Origin of the sequence: Stenotrophomonas sp. FR010, from assembly GCF_047520755.2 — a bacterium.
GTDB lineage: Bacteria > Pseudomonadota > Gammaproteobacteria > Xanthomonadales > Xanthomonadaceae > Stenotrophomonas > Stenotrophomonas sepilia.
Map to the genome: position 1 here is coordinate 177,645 of NZ_JAXBQT020000008.1, position 16,823 is coordinate 194,467.

The window sequence follows — 16,823 nt, forward strand, 5'->3', positions numbered from 1 at the left end:
CTTCCGCTAAGATGGCTCCACTTGGTGGGAGTTCTGGAGCAGCACCAGTACCCCGCGACGGCCTTTAGGGCCATGCTGCAAAAGTAAAAAGTTTAGCAAAAAGGCCGCTTCAAGCGGCCTTTTTGCTGTGCACAGGTCGGGCACCCTGGTTCACCTACGAGGTCTCAAGGCGATCAGCAGCCCTCCCGCCGCCCCGATCCCCGCGATGGTCACCCCGCGGCCAGCGAGCCTTGGATCCGCCACCGGGCGAGCCCATCCGCTCCAAATGTATGAAGGGCCAGCCCCCTATCTCCCAAGGCGCGCCCTTGTATGACCATCAGGAGGCTGGCCAAGCGAGTGCTCGATGCTCGTTGCAGCTTCGCCATGGCGTCAAAGTCTGTGCTCGAAGCCATCGGATGATCCTCCGGGTGAGTGTGCCACTCCCCTAGGTATAGACGACCCTCATCAGCCTGTTCGTCGATGGCTTGCTGGGCTGCCCTGGGATTGGAACGGTAGCTCGTGCGCCACCGCTGGTCGCCCCGGTAGGGGCCCGTGACAGTCGAGACAACGACTTCACCTGCAGGTCAGCCAGCGTGATGAGACGGTGCGCGGCAGCCAGTTGTCTGCTGACGGCGGAATCGCACTCAGTGCAGGCCGCGATGTGAACCTGGTAGCCGCAGAGGTACGAAGCGACCAGGACGCGATCAGTATTGGTGCCGGCCGTGATGTGAATCTGACATCCGCGCAGGAAGAGCACACCTGGGAGCAAGACACCCAGCGCAAGAGGCGTGGGCTAACGTCCACTACGCGTACCGCAACGCACGATGCAACCCAAGACATCTTGGCCGTTGGCACGGTTTTGTCGGCTGAGCGGATCAGCATCGGCGCAGGTCGTGACATCACAGCCGAGGGCGCCAAGATTGCGTCCACTGGCGATATAGTGATAGCTGCCAAAGGCAATCTCAGTATTGTTGCTGCGGAGTCCAGTCATTCCGAACAGCACAGTAGCGATCGCAAGAAGTCCGGGCTACTTGGGGGGATGAATGGCAGCTTCGGGGTTACCTTCGGCAGCCGAAGCAGCGGCAACAGCAGTTCCCTGACCGAGACGATCGCGGAAGGAAGCATCGTCGGCAGCGCGCTGGGCAGCGTGACGCTGACTGCGGGCGAAACGCTGCACATCGGGGGCTCCGATGTGCTCTCCAGGAACGGAATGACGTTGCTTGGCAAGAATGTGCGTATCGATTCAGCAGAACAGCACTCGGAGTACAACGACAGGAACTACTTCAGGCAGTCCGGTCTGAATGTTGCCGTGGGCGGTGCGACCGTTGATACCATTCAAAGTGCACGCGCCGTGTATGCCTTCGCCAAGCGCGCAGACGAGGTCGAGGACGATCGCCTCAAGGCGCTCTATGCGTACAAGGCGGCGCAGGGTGCAATCGCGGTGGCCCAGGCTGCGGGGCAGCAGTGGGGCGATGGCGGTGGCGGCGCCGGATTGAACGTCCGGGTGACCGCAGGAACCCAGCGATCCCAGTCGGAAACGACGATGGAGCAGACGACCCATCGTGGCAGCACATTGCACAGTGATGGCGATGTGGTGATCGCAGCCACCGGCGGTGATCTGACCGTGGTGGGCAGTAACGTGTCGGGTCGCAACGTAGATCTTGCGGCGGCCAAGGATCTGATGATCCGAAGCAGCGAGGATCGCTATGCCCAGGACAGCAGAAACCAGTCCCAGGGTGGAGAGATCGGTGTTGCGATCAGTGGAAGCAGCGGCGGCGGTGCAGCGATCGGTGTCTATGTTGGCGCCAATGCCGCGCGTGGCAAGGCCGACGGGAACGGCACCGTCCACAACGAAAGCATCATCAAGGCCGGGGATCGCCTTACGTTTGCGAGTGGTGGAGACACGACTTTGCAGGGCGCACAGCTGGTTGCCAACCAAGTTATCGGTCAGGTGGCGGGCAATCTGACGGTGCGCACAGAGCAGGACACGGATAGATACAACAGCCAGCAGCTTGCGGCGAAAGGTGAAGCCACGATTGGCTATGGCTTCGAGGGTAGTGCCAGCGGCAGTGCCGCCATGATCGACAGTGACTACCGTAGCGTCCGAGAGCAGACGGGAATCGCCGCCGGCGACGGGGGCTTCCAGTTGCAGGTGGGGGGCAACACGCATCTGGTCGGGGCCGTCATCGCAAGCACCGCGGATCCCTCGAAGAATCTGCTGTCGACGGGCAGCTTGACGGTTGAGGATCTCAAGAACCGGGCGGAGTTCCTTTCCGCCTCGATCAGTGGCGGTACCAGTGGCGGCGGGAGCCCTTCAGACGGGTTCAACTTCAACCCCTCGGTGATGCCGGGCCTGCCAACGGGTGACAGCAAGAGCTCCACCACGCGAAGCGGCGTGGCCGACGGCACGATCGACATTCGAAATGGAGACAACAGCACGCTGGCAGACCTGCAGCGCGGCGTAACTGGTTTGGACAACGCCAATGGATTTGCGCCCATCTTCGACGAGAAGAAGGTTCAGGAGCGGCAGGAACTCACGCAGATCCTGGGGGAGATCGGTTTCAAGGCCGTTGGCAATCTGGCCTCCAAGAAGAGTGCCCAGGCCAAGGTGGATCTGGAAGTTGCGCGCGCCAATGGTGATGCCGAGGCCGAGGCCGACGCGCTGCGGCGGATCAGCGAGTGGGGTGAAAGCGGGCGCAACAAGGTCTTGCTGCATGGCCTGACAGGCGCTGCCGTTGCGGCATTGAGTGGCGGCGATATTGGCGGCGCCGCTGCGGGTGCCACCGGTGCCGCGCTGGCCAAGGAGGCGATGACACGCTTCCTTACCGGTCAGGGCATGGATCCGCGGAGCGGTGAGTTCAACAGTCTGATCGAACTCGCCAGTGCTGCGCTGGGCGGAGTCGTGGGTGGTAGTGATGGTGCGGGCACGGCGCTGCTGGGAGATCAGTTCAACCGTCAGATGCACTGGGATCAGTACCTGGAAGCTCTGGATGTCTGCAAGGCCAATCCTGCTGTGCGAGGCTGTTCCACGATTCTTGAGATGTCGGACAACACCAAGGCCGTTGTTATTTCCGACAGCAGTGATGAGGTTGCCTATAAAGTCATAGCGAATCAGAACAAGGAGACAGGCGAGACTGTCAGCTTCACGCTGACGGAGTCAGACGGAACTCCTCGACTCATCATGCAGAAGGATGAGTACAACGATTTCGTTGTATCTGGACTGCCTCCGCCGCTTTGGGGCATGGCACCTGGCTACGCTCTGGATTTGGGGTCCTACTTTACGCACGGATTAAGGGGGCAGACCGGTCAGGCGTTTGGCGATCTTTCCAATATATTCACCAGTGGTGAGTATTGGCGGGATATGGCACTCGCGCTGATCACAAGTGCTGCGGGTGCAAAGGGGGGAGCCTTGGTAAAGGGTGGGAAAGCACCACCTGCATCAGTCGCCTCGTCTGGCGAAGTCGCGGTGTCTCGTGGCGGATTGGCGTACCTTGATGAACCGCCATTCAATCCTGTTGGGTCGGTCGGTTCTGCACAAGTTTGGTCATCAAAAGCCAGAATAAAATATGTCGAATTGCCGACTCAGGGTAGAATAAGGTACGTTCCTCCGTCGGGATACTCTGCATCAAATCCGCTTCCCCGTGGCCCCAATAATGGATATCTGGATAGATTTGGTAATGAATGGACAAAAGGTCCGTCGCGCACTCAGGGGCAGGCTTTCGAGTGGGATGTGCAATTGTCCAGAACTGGAAAGGCGCAGTTGGGCTGGGCGACACGCGACGGGTCGCATCTTAATATTTCGCTTGATGGACGGATTACGCACAAATGAATGAAGCTATTGATTTCTATATGGAGGTTGAGGTCGTTGAGCCCCGGTCTGTATACGTTGGTCGACGTGGTGGTGTGCTGGGGATAAGTCGGGAGGAAGATGGCGTCGTCAAGGGCTATGCAGTGATGCTGCATGGGATGGATACATCTGTCTTCTTTGAGTCGGGTGACGTGGTTGCGACAGGTGTCAGGTTTGATCGATCGCATTATTATTGATAATAATTTGGATGTGATTTTAAAACTTCAATTCTGGATTGATTGTTGTCGGGTAAATTTTCGGTGCGATTTGTTCGCCGCGGTGCGGGCCTGGGCTTTTAGGGTTCTGGTGGCTCGATTTGTGATGACAAAGTGAGATTCTTGAATCCGCGGAAGCGGAGGGTTGAATTCAGTGGTTTGAAAAATTCTTGTTTTGGGGTGGGTATTTCCAGTGGATTCTCCGTTGCATGGGATGCGCCGATTGTTCCTGGCGTATCCATGGCAGCCATACCTCTGCATGCGTCATACGGTGATCTGGACGCGGCTATTGCTGCATTTCTGATCGACGCGGATGCTCAGTTGTACAGGTTTAAGGACGGGCCTGATCTTCGTCTGGAAAGGTATGGTCCTGACGAGCATGGAAACGGCGGGCTCCTGTTCTCCCTGCCTGGCGGTGATCGCACTGGTGATATGGCTGCGCTCTCTATTACGATCGGCGACTGGGGTGTGCGGGCGATCAAGGTTTACGCATTGGGGATGCCGTGGGATGTCGTTGCACGTAAGTCTTATCGTGGACTTGCAGCAGGTTCAGTTGGCATTGGAAGTCTGGTTTCAGATTTTCTTGGCTTCACCGAGTTGCATTTCGATGAAGCAGAGGAGTGGTTCTGTAGCGGAGGCCAGTACGCTGCCCTCGAAATTTCCGGTTGGGGTGTGCCGCTTGAGGATGAGCCGGAGCAGGTCGTGACTGCAATCTGCGTCGTGGCTTGAGAGTGTTTATGGTCGTTGCATTGAGTTCGTGAAAAGCCGCGCTTGAATGCAGGCAAGCGCACCTCAATGGCCGGGATGCTACGGGATGGGCTCTATACATGAAAATCGTATCAAGTACATATTGGCACATACGGTTCCAAACCCCGCAAAGGTCACGCATTCCGTTTTCGTTGAGGATAGATCCGAGTTGATCTCTCTTGTCGACGAGGCTTGGAGGATGAAGGGCGCTGCGGTGCCTGGAGATCCGGGGGGGGGCATTCATAGTCCCTATGGGGCGAGTGATTGGCACTGCCGGTGAGAAGAACATAAGAATTATTGTTAAGCCTGGCACCAATAAAATGATATCTGCGTATCCTGTGCAGTGAGGTGTTTCGTGATTTGTCCGCGTTGTGAGCAAGGTGAGATGCTTGAGGCCCGCGTCAAGGAGAGTGGGGTTCAGATTTTTGTTTGCGACGAATGTGATGCTGTATGGTTTTCTTTGAGTGACATCGGCGTTTCTCCGTTTCGGGAACTTGAGACCTATCTTGAGGAGAATTCAATTGCTCCATCTTGGGATTCAATTTCCGTGGATCGGCGACTGTGATGCCCTGATGCACGCGACGGTTTTTATCTGGTGAAACGGCGGGAGCAGGGGCGGCACTGAAACAGGGTCGGCCATTTGAGAGGGGCTAGAATGCAGCAAGCTGCAAGCCACGTATGAGCAAGAAGTAGGTACGACCTCCGATGGAGTCCTGTGTGCTTCGTCAAGTGCTACGCCGCGACGTGCGGGTTACGCTTTGTGTTCTCCTTTCAGTTCGAGAGCACCATGCGGCAAGGCTCGGGAAGGAGCTGTCTTCCCGGGGCTTGCTGCCCCGTAATGCCCGATAGCCGGGTCGCAGCTCCTAGCCTGATGCCACTCGCTTCACGTGGTGATATACCTTATGGATATAAGGCGCAGCCTCCGGCCTGCGTGCGGCCACCACGTCGACCGTGGTGACTGCCGGCAGCCAGCGCACCAACAGCGAACAGAGCCATTCGACCAGTGATGCCCGCGTCAGCCAGTTGGCTGCAGGCGGCGATCTCACGTTGATTGCCAACGGCGGCTCGATCCTCAGCCAGGGCACACAGATGTCGGCCGAGGGCAACGCTGTGCTGCTGGCCACCCAGGACATCGTGTTCGACGTGGCCCACAACACCGAGCGCAGCGACAGCAGAAGCCGCGGCAAGGGCTGGGGCTTTGCCAACAACACCAGCGGCCTGCCGTTCGGTACCAACAACTCGCAGAGCCAGGGCAGCGGCAGCTATCAGGGTGTCGGCCAGCAGAGCGGCCTGTTTGCCGGCAATGGCGGGTACCACGTCGATGCCGGCCACGTGAACCTGGTGGGCGGGGCGATTGCCAGCACTAATGCAGGCAACAGTGAACTGACTGCGGGCTCGCTGACGTTCACCGACCTGCAGAACCACATGGACTACACGGCCAGCTCCGGCAGCATCAGTGGTGGTGCGGGCGGGCAGATGGATGGCTGGGCGCCCAAGCCGGGAACGGCCGCACCCCGAGGTGGTCCGGGCCTGCCGATGATGGAAAAGGGCAGCGACAGCAGCTCCACCCTTGCCACCTTGACCGAGGGCAACATCACCATCGGTGGCAAGCAGACGTCGGCGGCTGAGCTGGGCATCAACACCGATGCCAGTGGGGCACATCGTGCGCTGGATGCATTGCCGGATGCGAGCAAGTTGCTGGCGGACCAGCAGGCGATGGCGGCTGCGGCGGGGACGGTGATGGCCACCAGCCAGCAGATTGCATGGGACGTTCAAGCCTATCAGAGCAAGAAGGCAACCCAGGCGTACTATGATGGCCTATCAAGCGATGATAAGAAGGCGTTCAACGCGCTTAGCGCGGAGCAGCGCGATGCGGTGCTGACGGCAAACAGCCAAGCTTATAACGATGCGAAGAAGTGGGGTGATGGCGGTGAGTACAGCCGTGCCCTGAGCGCAGTGACGACGGCTGTGGTAGGGGGCGTAGCCGGCCAGGGCGCCGGTCAGGTCGCGTCCAATGCGCTGGCGCCCTATGCCGCTTACTTCATCGGCAGCAAGCTTGACTCGAACCACGGCAGCGATCCCAATGCGACTCTGCAATTGCTGTCGCACGCGGTATTGGGTGCACTGCTGGCGGAAGCAAATGGTGGCAATGCGGGAACCGGAGCGGTCTCTGCGGCTGGCGGCGAGTTGGCCGCGAAGGTGCTGACCAGTACATTGACCGGAGGAGATCCTTCCAGGCTGAGCCCGGAGCAGAAGGAGATGGTGCTGGCGTTGTCGCAGGCGGTGGGAGCACTGGCGGGTGGGTTGTCAGGGCAGGATCTGGCTGGGATCGCGTTGAATGCGGGGATTGCCAAGAATTCGGTTGAGAACAACTTCCTTTCAGAGGATCAGGCTCGTGTACTGAAGCAGCAGCTCGACGAGTGCGGCGGCGACACGTCATGCCAGAAGACGGTGCGCGACGTTGCCAAGCAATTGTCGGAGAGAATGGATTACGAGCTGCTCTCAGTGTGCACTGCGAACTCAGCGAGCCCTGCGTGTCAGGCGTTTGTGAATGCGGTCGTTTCCTACAAGTATGGCTCGTGGCCCGGAGAGCTTGGACTGTTCGATGATCTCGGCCGTAGCAGCGAGGCGCTTTCTTCGTTCGCCCACTCCATGAATGGACGTGCCTATCGCGAGCTGATTTTTGAGAACGGGGGACTCCAGCCCGTCTATATCCTGCCTCAGGAATATACGGTGGCCGCGCTGGCACAGTGGACCGCCGGTGTCGACACTTCCATCGATCAATATGGGCTATGGTCCAAGGAGACTGCAGGCGAAGTAGGCCTTGGGCTGGCACAGTTGCTGGCACGACGCTATGGAATGGTCAATATAGTCGGCGGCAACGGAGGCTTTGGGAGCGGACGGAGTGATGGGACACCGAATACCTCAAGCGGGACGCAGGTGGATGCGGAGAAGTCCGCACTGGAGAGAATCGCAGGTCGCCCGGCAGGACCCGATTTGTCTCTCAAACAACCTGAATCCGTTCTTCAGGCGTACTCGCAAAAGCGAATTGATGACCTCGCACACCAATACAATAGCAAGTCATTGGATCCTAAGGATTTTCAGCTTAATCTTGGTTCAAAGGTCTTGAAGGCCGATGCTCAAGTCAGTACGGGTGCTCCGGTTTATATTGGTGCAAGCACATCCGATGTCATGCTGTATTTCAGACAGCTGACTGGAACTGATCGCATGCCTGTCGCGAGGGTCGTACCTGGAAAGGGTCTTCTTTATACGGCAACCACGAGCTCTGGTGCAAAGATAACTCTTAGAGATTTTTCAACGAGTGCGCAGAAGACTGGTGCGAGTTGGACAATTGATGTGCAGGATAAATCCATAAATAATGGAAAGCGAGTAGAGGTGAAGTTCAAATGAAAGATGGGATTTATTGTGCAGTGGTGACTTCTTCGTTTGGGTTATCAATGGGTGCCGTCTGGCAGCACATGACGATGGAAATGGGAGGTGTTGGGATCTCCGAAAGAAAAGACGCGTTCTTCGAGTTGATGGGTCGTTTGTTGAGGGAAGGGAAAGTGAGGCTTGCAACGGACGGGGTCTTCTTGCAAGGCGACTGGAGGGAGCAGCTGACGCTAATCTCAAACGCTTGGCCCGAAAATCCAGGTGAAGATGATATCGATGGATTCGGTCTCTGGTTCTTGACCGATGCTCCGGCGGGTCTGGTTTGGATCGGCGCAGATGGCCGTGAACAGTGGACGTAGTAGTCCGATTCATGTCGGTGGCGTCACGACGATCCTGACGAATGGGTCAGGGCTTGTAACGACACCGAGCTTTGATGAAGCTTGCTTGAGAAGTGTCTTGCGCTCTGTACTTGCCGTGAACTGCAGGGGTGGGATGATCTATTCTCGGATATGAAGAAAATGGTCGCCCGTCATCCAAGTTTGAATCAGCTTTCAATGTAAGCATTGGCCTCGCTATTCAATTGGAGCAATCGATAGGTCAGAGGCATCACCTCCCAGCAGATCCAAGACTCGCCTCAAAACTGCCGTCAGCGGGAGCGGTACAAGTAATCCAAACTTCAGCGTTGGACAAGGTACCCATGCTGAAGCAGATCAATTGGGGAAGATATGGGTCGGTGACGGGGCAAGACGGACCAGTGATGGGACTGGTTGGGTTAGTGCTGATGGCACCAGAGTGAATCGACCTCCGTCAGAGAAATTGAGTGAGCTGGCGGTAACGGGCATTCAGGCGAACTTTGAGCGGTATGGCGTAAATAAAATAGCGGGTGCTCGCAAGAAGATTGCTAACGGGCATATGGATATAAACAAATAAGGTTAGTTTGATATGAGGGCGCGATTGAATGGAATATTCAATGATGTATTGGATCTGAGAACATGGATTCCGGGTGAGGTCGACTTCAGTGTCGATGTCAGAGTTAATGTTGGTGTGGTTGGTATTCCTGGAGATGATGACTTTGATTTGAATGTTTGTACGCCCGGATGGCTTGTTGAAAATTCTTCGTCTGCTCTCTGGGGTCGTGGAATGCTGGTGGTAAGTGAATTTGATTTTTCAGTGATCGAATCAGTGATTTCCAGTTACATTGATTCTTGTGAGGCAGACACTTGGGCTGAAATAGCAACCAAGCTCTGTAGGGTTATGAAGTGGGAGTTTGATGACTATCAATCTTCTTGAAGCTCTCCGTAGCGCGTAAATCCGGGCTGGGCATCGCTTCAGAAAAATAAGACAACGGGCGGACGGTGGGACGGATGCCTGTGTTTAATGGATGATGGCCAGAGCTGCTGTGAGCAAGCTTGGGGTTCAAGAAATTAAGAACAATGCTGGAAAGCTTACATTTGGCTCGATATCTGACATTGAAACGTATGCCATCTTGCTGGTGGGTAACATGTCGGCTGGAATGCCAAAGTATTTTGACGGCAGTGGTGATCGGGAGGAGTTCATTGATTCCGTGAAGGGGCTTGAATACACAGTCGGCGTACCTGGTACTACTTTCCAGTCGATTTTGGGCGCTTATGAATGGGCGGTGGGGTCCACCAAGCAGCCGCATGAGTATTCGACGACTTCGGTTGCATGCGTAGTGAGCTAAACAAGCTCATGTGGCGATGCCGTTGCACAATACAACGCGCTCAAGCGGTCTGCAGGACCCGGTACGGATGACGAGGGTTTGGCCGACAACGGCGTGGTGAGCTATCTTTCCACCATGGGCCTGTCTCTGGGTTACGTAACGCACCTGGTCGATCCGAGCACCAGTAGTCTGATCAACATCACGGTGCCTGGAGCACATGCATTGGATCCCGGCCTTGTGATCCGACAGTTGCTTCCGGATGGATTCGGTGGATTCTCAGTCTCAATCAGAGAGGCTGGGGTACGGGTTTGAGTCCAATGTTCAACTCGAATTCGTGGGCCGATAGACAAGTGTGGAGTGCCAATACGCGCGATATTGGTAGCGAAGTTGGCAAGTTGCAGTGGCCTTGGAGTACTTTTCCCTCAAGGTAGAAATGCATGAGCTACCGGGGCCCTGATGGAAAGATGGTGGAGGTCTGCCAGTGAGTGAGCGTGAATTGGGGGCAAAGATTATGTCCGTGATTGCCAGTTCTATGCTTGGAGGGTTGTTATTCATAGCCATACCGCTGAGTTATCGGATAGGCAGTCTTTCGCAGGCTGCAATTTTCGCATCGCTGGTTTGCGCCATAGCTGCTGTGTTGGGCCTCATCTTCGGTGCGCCTGGGGTTATGCTTGTGGATAAATTTCTTCCGCGGCTCAAAGCTCGCCATGTTATAGCTGCACCAGTCTGTGCCTTGTTGGCGTGGCTCGCGTTCGAGGGTGCCTTCTCTCCTGGCGCTTGGATAAAGGTCTGGACCAGTCCTTCCTTTTGGCTTGAGTGGGCACCCAGGCGCGCTGGCATCATGCTTTTCATCGGGTTGGCCGTGGGTGCCTTCTACATGTTGATCTGGCCGCGGATTGGACGACTGATGAGGGTCAATGCGGCCTTGTGATTGAGGGAGATGGAATCGGCTGCCTGTATGCAGCAAAGTGGTGGCGGCAAATAGCCAGGCCTACAGCGGCGCGAGAACGTGGGGCGCTGCGATGAGTACAACTGTGCTTGTCATGCGGTGACGACTGCGCTGGCGGACGGCGCGGAGGGCAGGCGCTGGTCGGGTTGCCTCCAATGCACTGGCGCCTTATGCCGCCCAATCCATTGGCAGCATGCTTGATCCGAATCACGACAGTGACCCTAATGCGATGCCGCAACTGGCGTCGCATGCGGTGCTGGGTGCGCTGCTGGCGGAAGTCAATGGTGGCAGTGCGGGGACCGGCGCCATGTGTGCAGCCGGTGGCGAGTTGGCTGCGAATGTGTTGACGGACAAGTTGTTCGGTGGCAACCCCGCGAATCTCAGCCCGCGGCAAAGGGAATCGGTTCTGGCGCTATCACAAGCGGTGGGCGCGCTGGCCGGTGGGTTGTCGGGCCAGGATCTGGCTGGGATCGCGTTGAATGCGGGGATTGCCAAGAATTCGGCTGAGAACAACTGGCTTAGTAAGCAGGAAATCGCACTCATGGAGTCCGAGCGGGCTGCGTGCGGTGGAAAGGGGGGGGATGTCCAAGCCTGTAAGGACTCTGTTACTCGTGCGTATGACGAGCTGAACGCAGAGCGCGATCGCGAATTGCTTGCGCATGGTGCCGCTGTTGAGCTGAGTATGCGGTCCTATCCAGCAACTTCAGAAGACGACTGGAAGCGCGAGTTTGCGGCGCGGATCGACGTCTACTGGCAGCAGCAGTATCCAGGTATTCCAGTGCAGGACCGAGTAGCTGGAACTACACCTGGAGCCGATGCTGCTTACGCGTTCAGGGAAATACAAAGGCAGATGCTAGCAGGCAGCATGCAGGCACTTTTATCCATTTCCAACAAGGGGCCCAGCGCATGGTTCATGGACAAGATGGCCAAGGACGCGGAGGCACTTCGCGACGGGATGTTGGGCCAATTCAACGCTGCAAGCGGGTTGATTACTTCCAAGTATCCATCGATCGAGATTCAATCGATGCTGGATCAAGCATCGGTAATGACGAAGGTCGAGGAGACTCAAGCATATCTGGCCCTGGTTGCAAGATCAGGGAATCAATTGGCTGGGATTCTCCGGGTCAAAGGCGGCTCTCTTTCAAAGGTTGTGGACGGCGGAACCTTGGAAGGGAAGCCGTTCATGCCGCGAGATTCTGTGAAGGTGAGTGCGGCACACAGTGTGGACACAATTGGAGCGAAGACCTGGTTTGGTGACGGTAGCGCCAATACGCCAAAGTCCATCGTAAAAGGGGGGGCATGATATTGCCAAGGACGTAAATGATCTGAACTCAGGGAAAGGTGTTTTGCTCCCAAATGGCGACGTCCTTGTGCCCTTGGGCCGCATCTGGGGTACTCATCCTGATAGAGCCTCGATGTTCCCAAAGGAGGGGCCGGGAATTGTTCAGCTGTCACGGGCAGAGTTCCGTGTTTACACGGACATGGTGCGAGATGGAGGTCTCCGGGGCGGATCAGAGAAGGCTCTTGAGGGTATGATCTCAGCGGGGAACGCAGGAGTGAACGCGACTTCTAGGTCGAGGTTGCTGGAACTCTACAATTCGCGTGGCTCGGGTAAATAAATTGAGGTGATATGTGGATTCCTTTCAGTTTTCGATTGAACGCTATTTGAGCTTTGATGATGTTCGCAAGGTGCTGTCGGAGTCGTTGGGCGTGCCGCAATCGAATGTGTTCGATTCTGATGAGTATTGGGATCACGCGCAGATCAAGGATTCGGTGGGGATATGGGTTATGCATGATGACGGTCAGTTCAAAACCATCGTCAATGCCTACAGTGGCTTGAATTTAAACGATGAGGAGCTCGGGCGTCTGGCCATTCGGATGGCGCCGAAGTTCGATTCTGGGGTTCTTATTGGAGATCACTTCAGTGATGTCCCTGATCTGGAGGGGCGGTTTGTTGTTTGCTATCCGGATGGGAGTTTACGGTTTGGGTACGAAGTGGAGGGGGTTATTGAGTTCTTTGAATGACTGATCGCTTGCGTTCCGCGCTCCCCGATTTGCCCAGGGCAACTTGCCGCATGCGATTGTCACGAGAGTAATATCGGCGGGCGGGTTCTCTGGGATACCAATCAAGGTTCTCGTCCGGCATTGTCAGCGGATCCGAATAAGCCAACGCTGATTTCAGATTTGGTGGCTCCTGGTCATCCCAATTCAAATATGAGCAATGCTCATGCTGAGATAGGATTGATTCAGCAGGCTTTCGAGGCTGGCCTTGCAGAGGGGCGGGATATGAGTATTGTCGTTCGGGGGAAGCCGGTTTGTGATTTTTGCATGTCGCATATAGGTTTGGCTGCAGAGCGTTCTGGCTTGAATAGTGTCAGGGTGTTGGATACTTCTAGTGGTAAAATTCATCTCTGGACTAGAGGAAAGGGGTGGGGCTGGTGATGCAAGAAGGTCTTGAATTTGGTTGTGCCTTCGAGGTCGAGATTCTTGTCGGCCGCAGTAGGCCTCATGCCGAGGTGACAGAGGGGCCTGTCTGGAGCAGGGTGGAGTCCGGAATTAGAGAGGTTTTCGCAAAAGGAGGGCGTGTCAGATTGCGCCTGCTGGAGCCTCTTGGGGGCTACATCCGGAAACTAAGTATGGATGCAAATCCTGGAAACTATAGGCTGGTTGCATTCACTTCCTCAAAGGATTTGAAGTTTGAGATTCTGGAGTGGTGGGAATCCGGAGGCGCTGGGCATAGGGGGTTTGTAAGATTTGACGATGACTTGTGGGATGCTAGAAAAGTGAGTCGTGATATCGATGTTGCGTTGGTTTTGTTTAGGGAGTTTTATGGCAACGGGGACCTTTCGGATGGGGTTTCTAGCTTCAGGTCGCCCTGGGATCCGAAGCAATAGGGTGGACTTAATTGTTTCATGATATAAAGTTAATGATTTATTTTTCGAGTTTTGAGGTGGTCAAATCTGGCGGAATTTATGGGGCGAAAGGCGTGATTGGGTGGTGGAGTCGCCGAAGGCTGTCGCTGATTGCGTGCCCGGCTCTTTGATGAGGTTGAGGGGGCAGTTGAAGGTTATGTAATGCGGTCGGCTGGTGTGGATGAAATGGGCAATCTTCGCGTCATTAAGGGTGAGGGTGAGGTTTGTGTGGTTCAGTGGCAAAGCGGCTTGATAGTTCGTCTGCTGGCGTTTTCATCCGCTGCGGGGAAGGCTGGTCCGAAATGCACAGTGGGTGTCGTTCATCCATCGAATAGTAATGGCGGTGTGGTGGGGATGAGGTTCAAGTGACCGAAGGGTATGCTAATTGTGTCGTGGAGCACTCTTTTGGGTATTCCATGGTGTCAATGTGGCAGACGCTAAATGGTGCTCTGGCGGGATCTTCTGTCGATTTTGCCGCGCAGCGAGATATTTTTCTCGATATTATTTTTGATATTCTGGAGTCTGGAAAGGCGAAATTGGCGTCTGATGGTCGGCTTTTAGGTGGTTCAAATCTAGAGCAGGTCGAGCTTCTTCGGATGGCTTGGCCGTCGACCAGGGAAGAGTTGGAATCTGACCTGTGCCTTTGGTTCCTGATTGCAGCTCCTGCAGGAATTGTATGGGTTCTTGATAATGGTGAGCTTTGTTGGACGTGAATAAGCATCGGTGTGAATTCCATTGAGTGGAATGCGCCGATTGTTCCTGGTGTATCGATGGCAGCTATACCGTTACATGCGGCATACGATGATCTGGATACGGTTATCGCTGCATATCTGATTGACGCGGATGCTCGGTTGTACAGGTTTGAGGGCGGGCCTGATCTTCGTCTGGAAAGGTATGGTCCTGACGAGCGTGGAAATGGCGGGCTCCTGTTCTCCCTGCGCGACGGTGAGTGCGATGGTTATATGGATGCGCTCGATCAGGGGCGGGGTTGTGCGGGCGATCAAGGTTTATGCACTGGGGATGTCGGGGGATGTCGTTGCACGTAAGTCCTACCGTGGACTTGCAGCAGGTTCAGTTGGCATTGGAAGTCTGGTTTCAGATTTTCTTGGTTTCACCGAGTTGCATTTCGATAAAGCAGAGGAGTGGTTCTGTAGCGGAAGTGATTACGGAGTCCTCGAAATTTCCGGTTGGGGTGTGCCGATCGAGGGTGAGCCGGAGCAGGTAGTGACTGCAATCTGCGTCGTGGCTTGAGAGTGTTTCTAGTCGTTACATTGAGTTCGAGTGAGGCTGTGCTGAGTACGGCAGGGTGGGGCTCAATGGCCGGGATGCTACGTGAGAATCGGTCTTGAGTGATTTCGTGTCGAGTTTGGATGAAAAATAGTGAGAGCAAGGATTGAACCCACCTTCGGCAGCGCCGTCGGTGAAGCGGTGCAGAGCACAGATGCAACCTCAGATGGGTTGAGCGAGAAGGAAGCACTGGCGATCGTGGTAGGTGACAGGTTCCGCGCCTATCTCCGTCACTGGAGGCTGTACGAAGCAAGCGGCAGGGCGCCAAGGCGATGGAACTGGCCGGCATTCCTGTTCTCGTCACTCTGGTTCTTCTTCCGGCGCATGCATGCGTGGGGCGCGATCTGGTTCATCCTTTCGCCGTTGCTGATGACCACCTTCGTGCTGCTGGGGCTGCCATGGTTGTCCTTGCTCTCTTTCCTGGTGTTTCGCGTACTTGCAGGAATTCTGGCGAATCCGCTGTACCTGTCGCATTGCCGAAGGATTGTCCGCAAGGTTGATGCCGAGCATCGCGGGGCACATCGGCGGCACCTTGAGCTGCAGAAGGCTGGTGGTGTCAGCTACACCGCTCTGGTGATCGCCTTGGCGGTAACGGCCTCACAGAACACCCTGATCAAACTGATCGTTGGTTCGATATCAGAGCCAACGCCCACGCAGTCTGCTGTGCACGTGGCGGCGAACCCGCCGTATCTGCCGGACCCGCAGATGGAGGAAGCAGAGCGGGTGGCGTACCAGGAGCAAATGCGTGCGATCACAATGACGGCGTGGCCAGCAGGTGTCCCCATCGAGGGCAATGCCTGCATTGTCGAGCTGCGACTGGCGCCCCCGGGGCGAGTGCTGGAGGCCAATGTTCTGGAGCCGTGCACGTTGAACGACGCCCAACGCGAGATGATGCTGGGTGAAATCAGGCGCACGGACTTCACGATCGAGGGGAAGATGCGGTTCTTCAACCGGCATACCCTCATTGGATTGTGATCGCTGACATCCGGCGAGAGTCGCTCTGGAAATGGTGCATGCAGGGAGATTATTGGTGAAAGAACAGCTCTTGACGATCGAGGAAGCTTACATGGCGATGTTCTACTTCCTCCAGATCGACTATTCCCGCGGCCCCAGCGATGAGATCGGGGGGCTGCTGGGTTCACTTGGCTGGAGTCTTAAGGAGGATCGAAGCCCCACGGATCCAGGTGCGTGGGAGGACTGGTTGGACGCGGTGAGAGCGTCCATGGGGAACAGCGAGGAGGGCATAAAGGATATGAGTGCTACCTACACTGATCTGAAGCGGTAGCCGGATTGTTGCGAGCTCCCATGGGTGAGGTGGGCAGGGGTAGTCCGTATGAATCAGGAATTCTTCAGGACAGAAATGAAGCCGAAGACGAAAGCGGCCATGCCGAGTCATGAAGCTGTTGGCTTCAGATTGATGGTTCGATAATGAGCATTTCGCTGTTTCTGGAAGTCGAAGCCGGTGCCGATCTGGGTGCCGTGCTGCACGCCCTGGATTCGATCCAGGCCGAGTACTCCGACGGTACTGACGGTCTGCGTGGATATCTTCCAGCATCCAACACTGGCTTCGGGTTCGGCATCGTCGACCCGCCGGAAGCTGTCGTAGCGGAAGGGATTGAGGCCTCGTGGCAGGTGGGCCTGCTCGGCTCGTTTCATTTCCGCGCGAGCGGGTTTGAACATGCCTGGGAGGAAATATGCCACTTCATCAAGCGTTACGCTGGACCGACCAGAGTTCCATAGACACTCAGTCGCCGCTCTGCGCGTAGCGCTTTTCGAACTCTACCGGTGACATGCCGCCAGCGGAACCATGCCG

Annotated in this window: 17 protein-coding genes and 1 pseudogene; 17 read left to right on the forward strand and 1 reads right to left on the reverse strand. The window is 56.0% G+C overall.

Going from position 1 to position 16,823, the window contains the following annotated elements; genetic code table 11:
• Window positions 1–209 precede the first annotated feature (209 nt).
• Window positions 210–515 (reverse strand): annotated as a pseudogene (locus ACM0PK_RS09925) (Mov34/MPN/PAD-1 family protein); the annotation flags it as partial.
• A gap of 41 nt (window positions 516–556) precedes the next feature.
• On the opposite strand from ACM0PK_RS09925, the gene ACM0PK_RS09930 reads away from it, so the two are divergent.
• The 17 genes from ACM0PK_RS09930 to ACM0PK_RS10010 all read left to right on the forward strand — a co-directional run bounded on the left by ACM0PK_RS09930 (window position 557) and on the right by ACM0PK_RS10010 (window position 16,750).
• On the forward strand, window positions 557–3,808 hold the full coding sequence (locus tag ACM0PK_RS09930) for a hemagglutinin repeat-containing protein (RefSeq protein WP_414606852.1): 3,252 nt from the start codon (window positions 557–559) through the stop codon (window positions 3,806–3,808).
• A complete protein-coding gene (locus ACM0PK_RS09935) occupies window positions 3,805–4,023 on the forward strand; it encodes a hypothetical protein (RefSeq protein ID WP_134970741.1) in 219 nt (72 codons plus the stop codon). The genes ACM0PK_RS09930 and ACM0PK_RS09935 overlap by 4 nt, the downstream gene beginning before the upstream one ends.
• A gap of 141 nt (window positions 4,024–4,164) precedes the next feature.
• Entirely contained in the window at window positions 4,165–4,770 is a 606-nt protein-coding gene (locus ACM0PK_RS09940) for a hypothetical protein (protein ID WP_258391578.1), read from the forward strand.
• A 373-nt stretch (window positions 4,771–5,143) separates the two neighbouring features.
• Complete coding sequence (locus ACM0PK_RS09945; protein ID WP_423170838.1) at window positions 5,144–5,353, forward strand: zf-TFIIB domain-containing protein; 210 nt, start codon at window positions 5,144–5,146, stop codon at window positions 5,351–5,353.
• A 389-nt stretch (window positions 5,354–5,742) separates the two neighbouring features.
• Window positions 5,743–8,199 (forward strand): VENN motif pre-toxin domain-containing protein, encoded by a 2,457-nt coding sequence (locus tag ACM0PK_RS09950; protein ID WP_414606799.1) that lies wholly within the window; start codon window positions 5,743–5,745, stop codon window positions 8,197–8,199.
• On the forward strand, window positions 8,196–8,540 hold the full coding sequence (locus tag ACM0PK_RS09955) for a DUF596 domain-containing protein (RefSeq protein ID WP_005408646.1): 345 nt from the start codon (window positions 8,196–8,198) through the stop codon (window positions 8,538–8,540). The genes ACM0PK_RS09950 and ACM0PK_RS09955 overlap by 4 nt, the downstream gene beginning before the upstream one ends.
• 583 nt (window positions 8,541–9,123) lie before the next feature.
• On the forward strand, window positions 9,124–9,471 hold the full coding sequence (locus tag ACM0PK_RS09960) for an Imm8 family immunity protein (RefSeq protein WP_334271664.1): 348 nt from the start codon (window positions 9,124–9,126) through the stop codon (window positions 9,469–9,471).
• A 109-nt stretch (window positions 9,472–9,580) separates the two neighbouring features.
• Window positions 9,581–9,883, forward strand: a complete 303-nt coding sequence (locus tag ACM0PK_RS09965; RefSeq protein ID WP_334271665.1) for a hypothetical protein — start codon at window positions 9,581–9,583, stop codon at window positions 9,881–9,883.
• 1,121 nt (window positions 9,884–11,004) lie between these two features.
• The gene (locus ACM0PK_RS09970) at window positions 11,005–12,114 is read left to right on the forward strand and encodes a VENN motif pre-toxin domain-containing protein (protein ID WP_414606798.1); all 1,110 of its coding nucleotides are present in this window, start codon (window positions 11,005–11,007) and stop codon (window positions 12,112–12,114) included.
• A gap of 329 nt (window positions 12,115–12,443) precedes the next feature.
• Complete coding sequence (locus ACM0PK_RS09975; protein WP_061479162.1) at window positions 12,444–12,836, forward strand: hypothetical protein; 393 nt, start codon at window positions 12,444–12,446, stop codon at window positions 12,834–12,836.
• A 72-nt stretch (window positions 12,837–12,908) separates the two neighbouring features.
• Window positions 12,909–13,253 (forward strand): cytidine deaminase-like fold-containing protein, encoded by a 345-nt coding sequence (locus tag ACM0PK_RS09980; protein ID WP_423170848.1) that lies wholly within the window; start codon window positions 12,909–12,911, stop codon window positions 13,251–13,253.
• Complete coding sequence (locus ACM0PK_RS09985; RefSeq protein WP_414606797.1) at window positions 13,253–13,705, forward strand: DUF6911 family protein; 453 nt, start codon at window positions 13,253–13,255, stop codon at window positions 13,703–13,705. The genes ACM0PK_RS09980 and ACM0PK_RS09985 overlap by 1 nt, the downstream gene beginning before the upstream one ends.
• Before the next feature lie 383 nt (window positions 13,706–14,088).
• Window positions 14,089–14,436 (forward strand): DUF596 domain-containing protein, encoded by a 348-nt coding sequence (locus tag ACM0PK_RS09990; RefSeq protein WP_414606796.1) that lies wholly within the window; start codon window positions 14,089–14,091, stop codon window positions 14,434–14,436.
• A gap of 121 nt (window positions 14,437–14,557) precedes the next feature.
• Window positions 14,558–14,974, forward strand: coding sequence for a hypothetical protein (locus ACM0PK_RS09995; protein WP_414606795.1), 417 nt, complete (start codon window positions 14,558–14,560; stop codon window positions 14,972–14,974).
• 207 nt (window positions 14,975–15,181) lie between these two features.
• The gene (locus tag ACM0PK_RS10000; protein ID WP_229298525.1) at window positions 15,182–15,985 is read left to right on the forward strand and encodes a DUF2628 domain-containing protein; all 804 of its coding nucleotides are present in this window, start codon (window positions 15,182–15,184) and stop codon (window positions 15,983–15,985) included.
• 55 nt (window positions 15,986–16,040) lie between these two features.
• Entirely contained in the window at window positions 16,041–16,295 is a 255-nt protein-coding gene (locus ACM0PK_RS10005; RefSeq protein WP_138952904.1) for a hypothetical protein, read from the forward strand.
• A 143-nt stretch (window positions 16,296–16,438) separates the two neighbouring features.
• Window positions 16,439–16,750, forward strand: coding sequence for a hypothetical protein (locus ACM0PK_RS10010; protein ID WP_414606794.1), 312 nt, complete (start codon window positions 16,439–16,441; stop codon window positions 16,748–16,750).
• Window positions 16,751–16,823 lie beyond the last annotated feature (73 nt).